Source organism: Arthrobacter sp. 9V (assembly GCF_902506065.1).
Classification (GTDB): Bacteria; Actinomycetota; Actinomycetes; order Actinomycetales; family Micrococcaceae; genus Arthrobacter.
The window spans coordinates 4,673,982-4,689,279 of sequence record NZ_LR732912.1 but is presented as its reverse complement, the minus strand read 5'-3'; the positions used below and the strand labels follow the sequence as shown (position 1 = coordinate 4,689,279).

12 protein-coding genes and 1 tRNA gene are annotated in these 15,298 nt (G+C 62.3%); 3 read left to right on the top strand and 10 right to left on the bottom strand.

Annotated elements, in window-relative coordinates; all coding sequences use genetic code 11:
• Positions 1 to 37: 37 nt before the first annotated feature.
• The 7 genes from pknB to BACI9J_RS21585 are packed head-to-tail and all read right to left on the bottom strand — an operon-like array spanning position 38 to position 9,634.
• Complete coding sequence (gene pknB / locus BACI9J_RS21615) at positions 38 to 1,945, bottom strand: Stk1 family PASTA domain-containing Ser/Thr kinase (RefSeq protein WP_159736180.1); 1,908 nt, start codon at positions 1,943 to 1,945, stop codon at positions 38 to 40.
• A gap of 10 nt (positions 1,946 to 1,955) precedes the next feature.
• On the bottom strand, positions 1,956 to 3,800 hold the full coding sequence (locus tag BACI9J_RS21610) for a protein kinase domain-containing protein (RefSeq protein WP_159736179.1): 1,845 nt from the start codon (positions 3,798 to 3,800) through the stop codon (positions 1,956 to 1,958).
• Positions 3,797 to 5,254 (bottom strand): penicillin-binding transpeptidase domain-containing protein, encoded by a 1,458-nt coding sequence (locus BACI9J_RS21605; protein ID WP_159736178.1) that lies wholly within the window; start codon positions 5,252 to 5,254, stop codon positions 3,797 to 3,799. The genes BACI9J_RS21610 and BACI9J_RS21605 overlap by 4 nt, the downstream gene beginning before the upstream one ends.
• Positions 5,251 to 6,681 (bottom strand): FtsW/RodA/SpoVE family cell cycle protein, encoded by a 1,431-nt coding sequence (locus BACI9J_RS21600; protein WP_159736177.1) that lies wholly within the window; start codon positions 6,679 to 6,681, stop codon positions 5,251 to 5,253. The genes BACI9J_RS21605 and BACI9J_RS21600 overlap by 4 nt, the downstream gene beginning before the upstream one ends.
• Entirely contained in the window at positions 6,678 to 8,396 is a 1,719-nt protein-coding gene (locus tag BACI9J_RS21595) for a PP2C family protein-serine/threonine phosphatase (protein WP_159736176.1), read from the bottom strand. The genes BACI9J_RS21600 and BACI9J_RS21595 overlap by 4 nt, the downstream gene beginning before the upstream one ends.
• A gap of 3 nt (positions 8,397 to 8,399) precedes the next feature.
• Positions 8,400 to 8,879 carry an FHA domain-containing protein FhaB/FipA gene (locus BACI9J_RS21590; protein WP_024818875.1) on the bottom strand — a complete coding sequence of 160 codons (480 nt, stop codon included), beginning with the start codon at positions 8,877 to 8,879 and terminating at the stop codon, positions 8,400 to 8,402.
• 5 nt (positions 8,880 to 8,884) lie between these two features.
• Entirely contained in the window at positions 8,885 to 9,634 is a 750-nt protein-coding gene (locus BACI9J_RS21585; protein ID WP_159736595.1) for an FhaA domain-containing protein, read from the bottom strand.
• Positions 9,635 to 10,008: 374 nt separating this feature from the next.
• On the opposite strand from BACI9J_RS21585, the gene BACI9J_RS21580 reads away from it, so the two are divergent.
• Positions 10,009 to 10,091, top strand: a tRNA-Leu gene (locus BACI9J_RS21580).
• A 240-nt stretch (positions 10,092 to 10,331) separates the two neighbouring features.
• On the opposite strand, the gene BACI9J_RS21575 is transcribed toward BACI9J_RS21580, so the two are convergent.
• Positions 10,332 to 11,030, bottom strand: a complete 699-nt coding sequence (locus BACI9J_RS21575; RefSeq protein WP_159736175.1) for a FadR/GntR family transcriptional regulator — start codon at positions 11,028 to 11,030, stop codon at positions 10,332 to 10,334.
• A gap of 10 nt (positions 11,031 to 11,040) precedes the next feature.
• Positions 11,041 to 12,168, bottom strand: a complete 1,128-nt coding sequence (locus tag BACI9J_RS21570; RefSeq protein WP_159736174.1) for an L-talarate/galactarate dehydratase — start codon at positions 12,166 to 12,168, stop codon at positions 11,041 to 11,043.
• Between the two features lie 125 nt (positions 12,169 to 12,293).
• On the opposite strand from BACI9J_RS21570, the gene BACI9J_RS21565 reads away from it, so the two are divergent.
• Positions 12,294 to 13,004, top strand: a complete 711-nt coding sequence (locus BACI9J_RS21565) for a hypothetical protein (RefSeq protein WP_159736173.1) — start codon at positions 12,294 to 12,296, stop codon at positions 13,002 to 13,004.
• 11 nt (positions 13,005 to 13,015) lie between these two features.
• Here BACI9J_RS21565 and BACI9J_RS21560 read toward each other — a convergent pair whose 3' ends face one another.
• Entirely contained in the window at positions 13,016 to 13,744 is a 729-nt protein-coding gene (locus tag BACI9J_RS21560) for a TetR/AcrR family transcriptional regulator (RefSeq protein WP_159736172.1), read from the bottom strand.
• 55 nt (positions 13,745 to 13,799) lie between these two features.
• Here BACI9J_RS21560 and BACI9J_RS21555 point away from each other — a divergent pair, with 55 nt between their 5' ends.
• The gene (locus BACI9J_RS21555) at positions 13,800 to 15,227 is read left to right on the top strand and encodes a flavin monoamine oxidase family protein (RefSeq protein ID WP_159736171.1); all 1,428 of its coding nucleotides are present in this window, start codon (positions 13,800 to 13,802) and stop codon (positions 15,225 to 15,227) included.
• The last annotated feature ends 71 nt before the right edge of the window (positions 15,228 to 15,298 follow it).

Below are 15,298 nucleotides of genomic sequence, written 5' to 3'. Positions count from 1 at the left end.
CCGCTTCCGGGTGCCCGCCGCGACAGCCAAAGCCGCCTTACTTCTTGGTTGGCGTGGGCTTTGGGGTCGCCGGCTGGGTTTCCGTGGGAGTTGGCGTCGGGGTGGGTGCGGGTGGTGGAACCGGGGCCTTGGCCACCGTGACAGTTACCACCTTGCCCTGTGCCACCTCGGTGTTGAAGGCGTCGCTCTGAGCCGTGACGATCCCCGGTGCCACTTGGGAGTTCTCCTGCTCCACTAGTGCCATTGTCAGGCCGATGGCCTTGAGCGCAGCTTCGGCTTCAGTCGCCGGCAGCGCGATCAACTGCGGCATGAGGACTTTGCCCGTGGAAACCTGCAGCTCCACCTTGCTTTCCACGGCGATCGCGCCGCCCGGTGCGGGAGCCGTGCCGATCACTACGTTGGCCGGGACGGTGGGACTGTGAGTCAGGACGGTGGTGATTTCGCCGGTGATGCCGAGCCTGCGCAAGGCTTCCCGCGCATCCGGCTCCGTACGCCCCACGATGTCCGCAGGGATGGTCACCGAGCTGGGGCCGCTGGAGATCTTCAAGACCACTTCAGCATCCTGTTCCAGCAGGGCGCCCGTAATCGGCGACGTGCCGATAGACATGTCCTTGGCCACGGTGTCGCTGGGTTCACGAACTGATTTGGGCTTCAGCTTGGCTGAATACAGTTCCTGAAGCGCCTGGCTTTCGGACATGTTGGTCACTGACGGCACCGCGATTTTCGCGGGGGGTGGCGGTTGCATGTTCATGAGGCTGTACAGCCAGAAGCCGCCGCCTGCCAGGACCAGGAGCGTAAAGATCACCAAGGTGGCAACCCAGGCACGACGCCGGGACTTCTGGCCCGCCGGAAGCTCACGTTCCGGTGGGAGGCCCAAGGGAAGAGGTTCTTCCTGGGGTTGTTCCACAGTTTCGTCTCTGAATTGCTCGGCATCGAGGAAGCCCACGGCCGTAGTGCTTAAGAGTTCTGTTGCCGGGTCTTCCGGTTCCACGAGGTCATTGGGGTCGGTGGGAGCTTCGCTGGCTGCCACTGCGGGTACGGGGATCCCGTTGCTGGCCGCACGCAGGGCACGGCGGAAGGCTGCTGCATCCTGGAATCGGTCTGTCCGGCTCTTCTGCAGCGCCTTCACCAACACGGAATCCAGTGCTTCGGAGACCTCCGGGTTGTGGGCACTGGCCAGGTCCGGAGTTTCCCGGACGTGCTGGTAGGCCACTGATACGGGGCTGTCGCCAATGAACGGGGGCCGGCTGGTCAGCAACTCGAACAGCAGGCAGCCCGCGGAGTAGAGGTCACTACGCGCATCCACCGTTTCGCCTCGTGCCTGCTCGGGCGAGAGATATTGGGCGGTGCCCACCACGGCCTGTGTTTGGGTCATTGTGGCGGCGGAGTCGGCCATGGCGCGCGCAATGCCGAAGTCCATGACTTTTACATCCCCGGTGTCAGCACAAACCATCACATTGGCCGGCTTGATATCGCGGTGGACGATGCCTGCGCGGTGGCTGTACTCAAGTGCTCCCAGGACACCCAGGGTAAAGCCGACAGAGTCCTCAACGCCAAGCTCATTGGCCTTGATCATGTCCCGCAGGGTTCGTCCGGCGACGTACTCCATGACGATGTACGGGACACGCACGTCTTCGCCCGGGCCACCCGGAACTGAGTATTCTCCAGTATCGAAGATGGCCACGATGGAAGGGTGATTCAACGCTGCGACGGCCTGCGCCTCACGTTTGAAACGGGCCTGGAACTGAGGATCGCGTGCCAGGTCTGCGCGCAGCACCTTCACGGCGATGGTCCGTCCCAGCAGGGTGTCCGTTCCCCTGTAAACGTCCGCCATGCCGCCACGACCTATCAACTCGCCAAGTTCATAGCGGGAATTGAGGATGCGCTGAGAGGACACGGGGGTGCTCTCCTCTCGGTGCGCAGGACCTGGACGTGGCGTTGACATGGCGGCTTACTTAGTTTCTCGGGCTGCCGGAGCCGCTGGGCGTGGAAATCGGCGTTTCAGGCTCGGTGGGCACCAGCGCCTTGGACAGGTAGTAAGTGACCGTAGAGCCCGCTGCAACCTGGGTACCGGCTGCAGGCGAGGACCGGACGAAGGTTTCCGGCTGCTGGCCGATTGCGCCGTTGACGGGTTCTCCTGCAACCCACTGCAGTCCCGCTCCCTCAATGGCTTGCCGAACCCGGGCTTCGTCTACTCCAGGTGCAATGGCGGGTACAGCCACCAATTCCGGGCCCTTGGAGTAGGTCACGGTGATGGTTTGCCCCGGGTCCACGGGACCTGTGGGATTGAGACTGATTACGATGCCCACGGGAGCTGTGTCGTCAAAGACTTCCTGACCGTTTACTCCGAGGCCCAACGCGCGAAGCTGCCCGCTGACCGTCTCGAAAGGTTGGCCCTGGTACTGCTCCGGGATGACGTTGACCTTCTGGGGCACCGACTGCGTAGGCTGCGGCGCTTCAGATGTCTCCGTGGGCTTCGGCGTAGGGGTAGCCGAGGTGGACGTGGGGCTGGCGCTCCGGCTGGGGCTCGTTGTGGTGGACTCACTAGGCGCGGGGCTCGGCGAGAAGAATCCCGACTGGGAGATCAAGAATCCAACCAACGCGAACAGGACCAGCAGGATCAGGGCAACCAAGGGCCACGTCCATGGGCTGCGCTTCTTGCGCTCCGGCTCGGCGTCGTCGAAGTTGTCTTCTTCGGTGTAGACGACTCCTTCGTCGTCGCTCAGCTGCCGCTCGGCCTCCAACGCGTTGGCACGCGTCAGGGGGTTATCAGACGATGCGGCAGCGGCTCCAAGAGCAGCTCCTGCAGCGCCCGCGCCCAGCACCGGAAGTGCGGAGGTGGCCGTCGTCGACTGCTCTCTACCGTAAGGCGAGGTGACGACGCCGGTGGGTGCCGTTGCGGTGTCCACCGGGGCCGTGATGGGTCCGGTAGTGGACTCGAACAACAACATGCCGGGTACAGCGGCATGCGCTGTAGCGATGTCACCGTTGCGGATAGCCTCCGCGGCTTCGGCCAGTTTGATGGCGTTGGCCGGGCGATTCTTGGGATCCTTGGCCAGCATGGACATCAGCAAAGCGCGCACGGGGGTGGGCAGCGTCTCCGGAAGGGGCGGCGGCGCATCATTGACCTGCGCGAGGGCGATGGCAATCTGCGATTCGCCGGAGAACGGACGGTGGCCGGTGAGGCATTCGTAGCCGATGACGCCCAGGGAATAGATGTCCGAAGAGCCCGTTGCTGTCTGGCCGGTTGCCTGCTCAGGGGCCAAATACTGGGCGGTGCCCATGACCTGGCCGGTCTGCGTAAGCGGAACCTGATCTGCCAGGCGGGCAATGCCGAAATCAGTGACTTTGACGCGGTTGTCCGGCGTAATCAGCAGGTTTCCCGGCTTGATGTCGCGGTGGACAAGACCCTGGGCGTGAGCAACTGCCAAGGCGCGTGCCGTCTGGGAAATGATGGAAAGCGTCATGTCCGGGGACAACACCTGCTCGCGCTCCAGGATGCCGCTCAGCGGGTGTCCAGGCACGAGCTCCATGACCAAGTAAGCCGAACCGGCTTCCTCGCCGTAATCGAAGACGTTGGCGATGCCCACGTGGTTGAGGAGGGCGGTGTGACGCGCCTCGGCACGGAAGCGCTGGAGGAAACCGGGGTCACCCGTGTATTCCTCCTTAAGCACCTTGATGGCAACGATCCGGCCAAGGATTTGGTCCTTGGCCTTCCAGACCTCGCCCATGCCGCCAATCGCAATGCGACTGGTCAGCTGGAACCTGCCGCCGAGTGTGATTCCCGAAGTAGGCCTCACTTATTCAACACCGCCTCAAAAATCTTCTTTGCGTTCGGACTGGTTAGCTGGGCCCCGGTTAGCACGTCCACACTCTCCATGACAATGGTGACGGCTACTTGCGGGTCGTTTGCCGGGGCGAACCCGGTAAACCATGAATTGTTCAAACCTGAATCGCCGAGTTCCGCGGTGCCTGTCTTGCCGGCCACCTTGACGCCGGGAACGGCTGCACCCTTGGCAATGCCATTGTCTACAGCACTGGTCATCCACTCAGTGATCTGACTGGCAATGGGCTGCGTGGTGCTGGTGCGGAGCGCCTCAGGCTTGGGCTCGTTGATGACGCGCAGATCAGGCGCGCGAATGGCCTCAACCAAGTTGGGCTTCATCTGCACCCCGCCGTTGGCGATGGCCGCGGTCATCATGTTGATCTGGAGCGGCGTGGCCTTGACGTCGCGCTGACCCACCGATGACTGGGCCAACTGCGCCTGGTCCAGGTCTTCCGGGAAGACGCTGACGGCCTGTTGGAGCTTGAGCTGATCGCCGAAGTCCTGACCGAAGCCGAACTTTTGTGCCTGTTCGCGGATGGCATCCTGCCCGAGGTCAAGGGCAATGCTGGCAAACGGAGTGTTGCAGGACTGCTCAAGGGCAAAGGCAAAGGACGCTGTTTCCCGGACGTTGCAGTTGCCGCCGGCATAGTTGGGCAGGCTGGCACTGCTGCCTGGCAAGGGAAGGCTGCTGGGGTTCGGCAGCTCGCTGTCCTTGTTGTATTTTCCGGAATTCAACGCAGCCGCCGTATCAATGAGCTTGAACACCGAACCGGGCGAGAGCAGATTGCCCGTAGGACCGCTGACATTCTGGTTCAGGTTGATACCGGGAATCTGGTTCAGCTGCGCGTAATTGGCTTCCGCAGTGGTGCGATCGTGGGTGGCAATCAGGTTGGGATCGTACGTGGGCTTGGACGCCATTGCCAGAATGGCACCGGTCTTGGGGTTGGTGACAACTATGGAACCGCGCTGGCCTTCAGGAATCAGATCCATGGCCAACTGCTGGATGGCAGGATCCAAGGTCAACTCCACGGAGGCTCCCTTGGGCTCTTTGCCAAGGAACATCTGACTCATGCGATCCAGGAACAGCTGATCGGAGTTGCCCGCCAGGGTTTCGCCCATGGACTGCTCCAGGCCGGTGGAACCGAAGAACTTGGAGAAATATCCGGTGATGCCGGCATACAGCTCGGGCTGGTTGTACTTGCGCTGGAAGGCGCAGGACTCAGTCCCCGGCACCGACTCAGCCACCGGCTTGCCGCCCACGATGATGGAGCCACGCTCGTTGCAGAAGGACGCCAAGACGGCGCGCTGGTTCCAAGGATTGGCATTGAGGTCATCAGCACCAATCACCTGAACGTAGCTGATGGCACCGAAGATCAACGCGAACATGGCGACGGCAGCCATCCAACTACTGCGAATAGCCTGGTTCATTGTTGCTTCACCGCCTCAGTTGGTGCGCTGGGTGTCTGTCCGGTAACCGGTTTACGTGTGCCCGGGGCACTGCTGCTGGCCGGAGGTTTGTTGACCATGGGAGTGGTGTCCACCGGGCCGCGGGCCGTGTTGGAAATCATGAGCAGCAGGCCAACGATGATCCAGTTGGCCAGAAGTGAAGAACCACCGGCTGCAAGGAACGGCGTGGTCAGGCCGGTCAACGGGATGAGCCTGGTAACTCCACCGATTACCACGAAGCATTGCAGGGCAATGGCAAAGGACAAGCCGCAGGCAAGGAGCTTCCCGAAAGCATCCCGGGTGCCCAAAGCTGCGCGGAAGCCGCGGGTGAACAGCAGCAGGTAAAGCATCACTACGGCGAAGAGACCAATCAGGCCGAGCTCCTCACCAATGAGGGCCACAATCATGTCGCTGTTGGCGAAGGGCACCAGATCCGGCCGGCCCTGGCCAAGGCCAGTACCTACGAGGCCACCGTCGGCCATGCCGAACAGGCCCTCCACAATCTGCCCGCTACCTCCGGGAGACCTGCCGAAGACCTCCGGGGTAAAGGCATTGATCCAGCTATCTATGCGGAATGCCACGTGGGAGAAAATCTGGGAGGCGATGAAGCCGCCGCCCAGGATCAGCAGCAGGCCAATGACCACCCAGGAGATCCGGCTGGTGGCCACGTAAATCATCACAATGAACAAGCCGAAGAAGAGGATGGAGGATCCGAGGTCACGCTGGAAGACCAGCACGCCGATGCTCACCAGCCACGCGGTGATCATGGGGCCAAGGTCCTTGAACCGTGGGAACTGCATGGGGCCGATCTTCCGGCCAGCCAACAGAATGAGATCCCGGTTGGAGGATAGATAACCTGCGAAGAAGATGGCGAGGGTGATCTTTGCGATTTCACCAGGCTGGAACGTCATGGGTCCCACCCGGATCCACACGCGCGCACCAAGGATTTCACCTGCGGAGATGCCCGGAATGAGTGGGAGCAGCAGCAGGAAAGCACTGACCGCCAAGGATATGTAGGTGAAGCGGCGAAGGATGCGGTGATCCTTAAGGAACCAGATCACTGCAATGGAGACAGCCATGGCAATGAGGGTCCAACGGAGCTGGTTGTTGCCGGTGTCGTCCCCGGGGCCGTCCATGCGGTGAATCAACGCAAGGCCGAGTCCGTTGAGCGCAACCACAATCGGAAGTATTACCGGGTCTGCATACTTTGCGCGGAGCCTCAAGACCACGTGGAATGCGAAAGCAGCAACTGCCAGGAGGCTGGACTGGAACCAGAAATCACTATCCAGCCCGACTTCTGAATTGATGCTCACCAACGCGCTGGCGCCAATGCCTACGGCAAGGGCCAGGACGATGAGTACCAGCTCAACGTTCCGGCGGGGTTTGGGGGCTGTTTCAGTCTGCATCATTTGGCCCCCTCACAGGGAGTCGGGATGGGCGAAGGAGTAGGGCTGGCAACGGCAGCGGTGCTGGGGATAGGCACAGTGGCGGTAGGCGCAGGTGTAGCGGATGCCGCTCCCGATGGCTTGGCTGTGGCAGTTGCCGTGGGGCTGGGGCTGGGGCAGTTCGCCGAGGCGCTGCCGGTGTTCCGCAGGTTCTCAACAATGCCTTGTGCGCCGTCGAGATCGCCCGCCGGTACGGTCTGGCGCACGCTTTGTTGGCCGTATTCCGGCAATGAATCCACCCTGATGTCGGTTACTGCTTCCAGCCGGGAAAGCTGAATGGGGCCAAGTCTCTGGGAGATCCCGTTGAAAATGGCAACCCGCTGGTCAAATTCGCCCACGTAATAGCGCGTCTGGGTCCACGCGTAGCCAAGCCACAGGCCCACCACCACGCCAAGGACCACCACGGCTGCCACGGCTGGCATCAACCAGCGCACCCGGCGCCGCGGCGGCTCTTCCACCTCAACACGGTCCTGCTCAGCTTTGTGCGTCAAGACAGTGGCTGCCCTGCGCGCCACAGTGCGACCGGCGACAGTAGGAATGGAGCCCGTCTCAGCTGCGGTCGCGGCAGCACCAACAAGTTCATGAGGGCGGCTGGCCAATTCCTCGCGCAGTACTTCCGCTGACAAGTGCTCACCAAGGTGAGGATCGGTAGTGGCGGGGGGTTCTGTGGACTCGCCTGAAGATGCACGTTCAGGATCGTCTTCTTTGCGATCCGGATCACCGGCGCTGAAGGACGAACCATTGTCCGCCTGTCGGGCGGCCTTGGCTTGCGCCTCGGTTTTGTCTTCTGCTGCCTTATCCGCGGCCAGGTCATCGGCGGACTTGGTTGCCGTGACCGTCTCGGGCTCGTCAACCGCGGCAGGTGCCGCTGCCGGAACGACGTCGACGGCGGCCGTGTTGACGTCGTCGTCGGTCTCCTCCGCAATCTCCAACATCACCACGGTGACGTTGTCCGGAGCGCCGGCTTCCAGAGTCAGGTCGACGAGGATCTCAGCGCATTCACGCAAGTCCTTGGTCTCACGGACCATGCGCTCCACGACGTGGCCGGCTACGTAATTGAGTCCGTCGGAGCAGAGCAGCCAACGCTCGCCAGGTTCAACATCCAGGACGTCCAGATCCAGCTCAGGGCTGGCATCGACGTCGCCCAGGACACGCATCAAGACGTTTTTGTGGGGATGAGTTTCGGCTTCCTCCGGGCGGAGGCGGCCCTCGTCAATGAGCCGCTGAACGAACGTGTGGTCAATGCTGACCTGTTCAAACTTCTTGTTGCGCAACCGGTAGGCGCGGGAGTCGCCAATATGGGCGAAATGGAGCTTACGGCCCTCCAGAAGCAGGGCCGTAACGGTGGTGCCCATGCCCGAAAGTTTGGGATTCTGGTGCACGAGTTCGGAAAGAAGGGAATTGGCGGTCTGGATTTCATCCGCCAGGACGGTCTCTGCGCCCTCCGGATAGTCGTCATGATCAAGGTGGATCATGTCCAGAACCGTTGAAGCGGAAGCGACATCGCCGCCGGCGTGACCGCCCATACCGTCAGCGACCACAGCAAGATGACGGCCCACATAAGCGGAGTCGTCATTCTTGGAGCGGATCCGTCCGACGTCGGAACGAGCGGCGTAGCGCATGATGAGCGGGCGCTCCGCAGGCTTTTCCTTGCCTTTGGGGGTCTCGGGGGAGGCCATGGACTACGGCCTCAATTCAATGACCGTCTTGCCGATTCTCACGGGGACGCCAAGCTCAACCGGCAAGGCGCGGGTGAGCTGTTGATCGGCCAGGTAGGTGCCGTTGGTGGAGCCAAGATCTTCGATGAACCAGCGGCTGCCCTGCGGGAACAGACGTGCGTGCCGGCCGGAAGCGTAGTCGTCTTCCAGGACAAGCGTGGCTTCCTGCGCGCGGCCGAGCAGGATGGGGCTGGCGGCGAGGGGGACCGTGGTGCCCTTGAGGGGGCCCTCAGTGACTACCAACGTGCGTGCATGTTGGATTGCCGGCGGTGGTGAGGCTGCGAGTTCCGGATGCTTACGGACTTCGCGCGCCGTGGGAACGCCAGTGACGGCTTTGCGGCCAATCTGGAAGTCGCGGCGCATGGTGGTGACGATGCTGAAAATCAGGACCCACAGCAAAAGGAGGAACCCGAAGCGAAGCGCTGTAATGGTCAGTTCGCTGATGTCGTTCACGCGTGACCACCCGGGGTTTGGGGGAGGAGGCGGAAAATGATCTTGGTACGTCCCATCGTGATGGTTGAGCCGTCTGTGAGCTCCACGCTGCCGTTCACTTTATGTCCGTTAACATAACTGCCGTTGGTGGAGCCAAGATCGACGGCCCACGTGCTGCCGTTCTCAGTGCGGACCTCAAGGTGCTTCCGTGAGACGCCGGTGTCATCCACCAGGATGTCGGCTTCGGAGGAGCGGCCCAACACTACGGACCGGGCGTTGAGGGAATACCGCTGGCCACCGATGTCCAGCACAGGCTGGAGGCGGGTGGGTTGCCGTGCCGGCGCGGCCGGAACGTTGGATCGAGGAGCCTGTGGAGCAGGAGTGCCGTCATCCGAGGATTTCTCCGTCCGGGAAGCGATCTCGAAATGTCCGGCACGTTCTTCGTCATTGCGACGGAAGGAAATGCGCACAGCGCCTTGGAGCGTGTAACCCTGGCTGCGGACATGCTGAATAACGACATCGCACAATTCCTCCGCCAGCGGGGTTCCCCATTCCTGGGCCCGGGCAAAATCCTCGTCACTGAGCAGAACATCGAAAACATTAGGAGCCAGCGTCCGCCCGGCAGCGATGGTGATGGACTTGTTGTCCAACTCGCGCCTTAGCTTGCTTGCAATCTCCACCGGCTCAACACGTGCCCGCGACCCCGTGGAGAAGACGTTACGGACGGCCTTTTCAATGCCGCGCTCGACCTTGTCCAGCAAACCCATGTCCTTCTCCTTTCCTTGCCGCGGCACCCATTGTGCCTGGTCCGATAGTCCGTCCATTGCTCCGTCCGCGCACACAGCGAAGTACGCGCCTGACGGCCCTTCCACTTCCCGATACTACTGGGACTGACTGGGAATGGCCTTAATCCACAACGCCTTGCGACCCGGAAAAGTTCGATTCAGGCCCATGCTGGCGGGGGAGGCGGGGGCTGAAGTTTTCGTTCCGTTCAGCTGATGTTGGAGTTCCCCTGGCCTGTCCGGGGGCTCCTCCCACCCCCCGATTGGTGTTTTCCTCCGGATGTCCGTTATGCTTGATCTCGCTGCTTTTGAAGGAAACGAAGCTGGGAGACCAGCCTAAGTCCGGAAAAAGAAGTTGCGCGCGAGTGGCGGAACGGCAGACGCGCTGGCTTCAGGTGCCAGTATCCGAAAGGGTGTGGGGGTTCAAATCCCCCCTCGCGCACGCAATTGAAAGAGCCCCGGTCTTAGGATCGGGGCTCTTTTGTTTTGTCCGGATCCGGCTTCACGTCCATTCCCGGGCTTGTTCGCGCTGCGGCGCGTTGTGCGGCGGGGGATTCGGACGAGTGCGGGTGGGCGGGAAGGTTCGACGGCGGTCACTCACGTTGCGGGCGCACCGCAGCACCAAACCAACCCCGCCCCAAGCCCACCGAGCCCCAAGCGAACCGGAGCCCCAGTGCAACAGTCAGCTGCGTGCGGAACCTGAGAACCGGCGTCGGGAATTGCTCAGGTGCAGGCGCATGGCGGCTGCTGCAGCAACGGGGTCGCCCTCGGAAATTGCCGCGTATATAGAGGAGTGCTCATGGACCACTTGCTCGAAGCGGCCGCGGGAATCCTGCTCATCACCGGGAACGAGGCGAGGGCGGGGCATGGTGATCATGGTTTGGCCGAGTGCGGAGATGCAGTCTGTATAAAAGGGGTTGCCTGTGGCGGCCGCAACTGCGCGGTGGAACTCGAAGTCGGCTTTCATGGAATGTGCAGGATGGCCGGAACTCGCCGTGAACTGCTCCAGGGCGCCGTGCACCGCCTTGAGCTGCCGCTCCGTGTGGTTCTTCGCTGCCAATGCAGCCGCTTCTGTTTCGATGCCGATCCGGAAGTCCAGCATCTGCAGCCGCTCTTCCATGCTGCCGACGGCCCGGGTTCCGGGGGCAGGAGTGGGTCCCTCGGCGGGCGGGGTCAGTGCGAAACTGCCCCGCCCACGCTCGGTTTCCACCAGTCCCTCAGCCTGGAGACGGGTGAGGGCGGAGCGGACCACGGTCCGGCTCACCCCGAACTCGCCGATCAGGGTGTTTTCGCTGGGAAGCTTCTCACCTGGCTGGATGACGCCGTCGACGATTCGGTTGCGAAGGTCGGCGGCGAGATCCGCGGTCAGGTTTCGGCTCATGGGTTCAAGGTTACGCGCCGAATTCCACGGATTCGGTGGTCCAAGCACGGGCCTGATCGCTCAAGGTGACGCCAAGTCCTGGGCGGTCCGGAACGATCATGCGGCCGTTCTTGGTTTCCAGGCGCTCCTCGAAGAGCGGATCCAGCCAGTCGAAGTGTTCCACCCAAGGTTCGCGCGGGTAGGCGGCGGCCAGGTGCAGGTGAATTTCCATGGCGAAGTGCGGCGCCAGGCCAAGGCCTCGTTCGTCCGCCAATGCCGCGAGGCGCAAAAATTGGGTGATGCCGCCGACGCGAGGAGCGTCGGGTTGGATGATGTCGCAGCCGTTGGCGTTGATGAGGCCTCTGTGTTCCGCGACAGATGCCAGCATTTCACCCGTGGCGATGGGCGTGTCCAAGACCTGGGCCAAGTGAGCATGGCCCTCGAAGTCGTAGGCGTCCAACGGCTCTTCGATCCAGATCAGATTGAATTCCTCGAGCTGGCGGCCCATGCGCAGCGCTGTGGCACGGTCCCACTGCTGGTTGGCGTCCACCATGAGCGGGACGTCCCAGCCGATGTGCTCGCGTACTCCGGCCACCCGGCGCAGGTCTTCCTTTGAGTCCGGCAGCCCCACCTTGATCTTGATCCCGCCGATTCCTTCGTCAATGGACTGCGTGGCGCGTTCCTTGACCTCGTCCAACGTGGCGTTGAGGAAGCCGCCGGAGGTGTTGTACGTCTGGACCGAGTCGCGGTAGGAGCCCAGCAGCTTGGCCAAAGGGAGTCCGGCGCGCTTGGCTTTGAGATCGTAAAGTGCGATGTCGATGGCCGCCAGAGCCTGCGTAGCCACCCCCGAACGGCCCACCGAGGCGCCGGCCCAGAGGAGCTTGATGTAGATCTTCCCTATGTCATTGGGGTCCTCGCCAATGATGCCTTCAGCCACTTCTTTTGCGTGGGCGTACTGTGCGGGGCCCCCGGCGCGCTTGGAGTAGCTGAATCCGATGCCGCTGTGACCCTGTTCAGTGGTGATCTCGGCAAAAAGGAACACCACCTCGGTCATGGGCTTCTGCCTGCCGGTGAAAACTTTGGCATCGCTGATGGGTACGGTGAGGGGCAGTTGCGCCGTGGACAGCTTGACGTGACGGATGAGATCTACTGTGCTCATGGTTCTCCTTGTTGGTACGGCGTCCTTGCCTGCACTTAGGATACAAGTTACTTACTTGTAGTACAAGAGTCGCAAACTCCGGGAGCATTCGGCACCAACCGCCCCCGTCCTCGTAGACTTCCTGTGTGTCAGTACGAGAAACAGGCCAAAAACCGGCCGGAGATCGCAAGAATGTGCAGGTCGAAGACCCTATGGCCGGGCAAGGAGTTCCGGGCAGGGTTAGGCAGGGCCGGATGGCGGCCGCCGGTGCTTTGGTATTGTCCCTCGTCCTGGCCGGCTGCTCGGGGGGCGCCTCCGGCCCCGGGGATCAATCGGATGGCGGGGAATTCGATACGCTGACCGCCGCCGGGGCCGAGCGCATCACGTCACAGGGATCCGCACGCTTGGACATGACAGCAGGAAAACTCGAGAAGGATTCCGTTGGCCTTCCTGCCGAGGCTGCGAGAGGTCCGCTCATCTTTGCCCGGGAGGGCCGCGAGATCCAGATCAGCATTGCCGGTCCTCAAGGCACTGTGACCGGAAGCTCCGACACCCTCAAGTTCGCAACCGACCCCGCGCGTTCGGACTTCAAAGAGGTCACCTTCTATCATCGCCACGAAAAGTGGGAAGACCTGGAAAGGGACGTTCGGGACGCGGTTCCTCGCTACGGGTTGGATGCCGCCGACGCGGAATACTGGCTCCAAAACGTCCAGAAGAGCACCAGCCCGATGGGACTGAGCCACTACGCCCTGGGGCCCGGAACCTCTGTGGGTCTGGCCGTGACCTATGACATTGACTACAACGGGCCCATTGATCCATCCGTCATCAGCGTTCGCGTCAGCCCAGTGGAACGCTGAAAACCCGCCCGCTAGTCTGAAGCAGTTCTTCGCAGTGCCCCGAACCCCGTAATCAGCGCCTCAAGCCCCAGGCTGAACGCGACGTCGGTGGGGCGCTCATGCCGTTCAAGAGCCAGCCGGTCAACAGCAGCCGTGAAGTTGGGGACCTGCTCGGTGAGGCTGCCGGCGTCGAAGATGTCCTCAGGCGCGGTGACGTCGTAGGCGGCACCGAAAACGAACGCCTCAAGAGCCACGATGGCGGAGATGATCTTCTCCTCCGGGAATCCGGCGTCGCGGAAGCCGGCAGTCACGGCCTCGTACATCGCAAGGGTTTTCGGTGCATTGGCCACGGGAAGCACGGCAATCACGGGGATCAGCGGCGTATGCTCCGAGAATACGTCGCGGTAGGACCATGCCCAGCGACGCACAGCTGCGTCCCATGGTTCCACGCCGAAGGCAGAGACATCCACCATTGCCGCGAGGTGGTCTTCCACCAGCAGCAAGACGTCATCCTTGGAGGCAACGTGGTTGTACAGCGCAGACGGCGCCACGCCGAGGGAGCGCGCCAGGGCCGCCATGGTGAGTCCGTTGTAACCCTTGTTGCTGATCAACTCCAGCGCCGCCGTCGTGATGCCGTCCTGGTCCAGGACCGCAGCCGTCGGTCGACCGGCGCGGCGGCGTGTTGAGCCGGCCGGGAGGGCGGGAGGGGCGGGCGTTGGTGCGGGCATCGGAGGCCTTTCTGCTGCCTGTGTCTCAAGCATTATTCCATCGGGCCTTCACACTGGACGCCTCCAGCGCTACTATGGAGATAAATGAATGCCATTCATTTATTGGTCAGCCACCACGGACGGCCACGGAGAGGACATCATGCAGAATCTTGATCGCGACGTTGTGATCGTCGGTGCCGGACCGTCAGGGCTGACGGCCGCACGGGAATTGAAGAAGGCCGGACTCAGCGTTGCTGTGCTCGAAGCACGCGACCGCGTGGGCGGACGCACCTGGACGGACACGATCGACGGCGCAATGCTGGAAATCGGCGGCCAGTGGGTTTCCCCGGACCAGACAGCCCTCATGGAGCTGCTGGACGAGCTCGGACTGAAAATGTACTCACGCTACCGCGAAGGTGAGTCCGTCTACATCGGCGCCGACGGTAAGCGCACCCAGTACACCGGTGACACGTTCCCGGTAAATGAAACTACCAAGGCCGAGATGGACAAGCTCGTTGCCATCCTGGACGAACTTGCTGCCGAGATCGGCCCCACCGAGCCGTGGGCCCACCCCAAAGCGCGTGAGCTGGACACCATCTCCTTCCACCACTGGCTCCGCCAGAACTCCAATGATGAAGAAGCCTGCAACAACATCGGCCTCTTCATTGCCGGCGGCATGCTCACCAAACCCGCCCACGCCTTTTCCGCGCTGCAGGCAGTCCTCATGGCTGCTTCAGCCGGCTCCTTCAGCCACCTCACGGATGAGGACTTCATCCTGGACAAGCGGGTCATCGGGGGTATGCAGCAGGTCTCACTGCTGCAGGCAGCAGAGCTGGGCGACGACGTCGTACTTAACAGCCCGGTTCGCACCATCAAGTGGGACCACAACAACGTGACCGTGATGTCCGAGCGGGCAACCGTCAATGCGCGCTTTGTAATCATGGCCGTGCCGCCGAACCTGTACTCACGCGTCTCTTTCGAACCCCCGTTGCCGCGCCGCCAGCACCAGATGCACCAGCACCAGTCTCTGGGCCTGGTCATCAAGGTCCACGCCGTGTACGACACCCCGTTCTGGCGTGAAGAAGGACTTTCCGGCACGGGCTTCAGCGCCGGCGCGCTGGTCCAGGAGGTCTACGACAACACCAACCACGGCGATACCCGCGGAACCTTGGTGGGCTTTGTGTCCGACGAAAAGGCCGACGCCGTGTTCGAGCTCAGCGCCGAAGACCGCAAGAAAGCGATCCTCGAGTCCATCGCCGGTTTCCTTGGCGACAAGGCACTGACCCCCGAGGTCTACTACGAGTCCGATTGGGGCTCCGAGGAATGGACCCGCGGCGCCTACGCATCCAGCTATGACCTCGGCGGCCTGCACCGCTACGGCAAGGACCAACACGCGAACGTCGGGCCCATCTACTGGTCCTCGTCCGACCTCGCAGCTGAGGGCTACCAGCACGTGGATGGTGCCGTCCGCATGGGCCAGGCAACCGCCGCCCGGATCGTCGAAGCCAACAAACTGGCTGCTGTACCCGTCGCCTGAGGCGATCAGTAAAAAACCGGCAGGCTGGGGAGCGTCACGCCCGGCCTGCCGGCTCCACTGTTAAGCAGCAC

Excerpts from the sequence above, each read along its gene's own strand:
- pknB (WP_159736180.1), bottom strand. The coding sequence starts at position 1,945 with ATGTCAACGCCACGTCCAGGTCCTGCGCACCGAGAGGAGAGCACCCCC.
- BACI9J_RS21605 (WP_159736178.1), bottom strand. The coding sequence starts at position 5,254 with ATGAACCAGGCTATTCGCAGTAGTTGGATGGCTGCCGTCGCCATGTTC.
- BACI9J_RS21600 (WP_159736177.1), bottom strand. The coding sequence starts at position 6,681 with ATGATGCAGACTGAAACAGCCCCCAAACCCCGCCGGAACGTTGAGCTG.
- BACI9J_RS21595 (WP_159736176.1), bottom strand. The coding sequence starts at position 8,396 with ATGGCCTCCCCCGAGACCCCCAAAGGCAAGGAAAAGCCTGCGGAGCGC.
- BACI9J_RS21585 (WP_159736595.1), bottom strand. The coding sequence starts at position 9,634 with ATGGGTTTGCTGGACAAGGTCGAGCGCGGCATTGAAAAGGCCGTCCGT.
- BACI9J_RS21575 (WP_159736175.1), bottom strand. The coding sequence starts at position 11,030 with ATGAGCCGAAACCTGACCGCGGATCTCGCCGCCGACCTTCGCAACCGA.
- BACI9J_RS21570 (WP_159736174.1), bottom strand. The coding sequence starts at position 12,168 with ATGAGCACAGTAGATCTCATCCGTCACGTCAAGCTGTCCACGGCGCAA.
- BACI9J_RS21560 (WP_159736172.1), bottom strand. The coding sequence starts at position 13,744 with ATGCTTGAGACACAGGCAGCAGAAAGGCCTCCGATGCCCGCACCAACG.
- BACI9J_RS21555 (WP_159736171.1), top strand. The coding sequence starts at position 13,800 with ATGCCATTCATTTATTGGTCAGCCACCACGGACGGCCACGGAGAGGAC.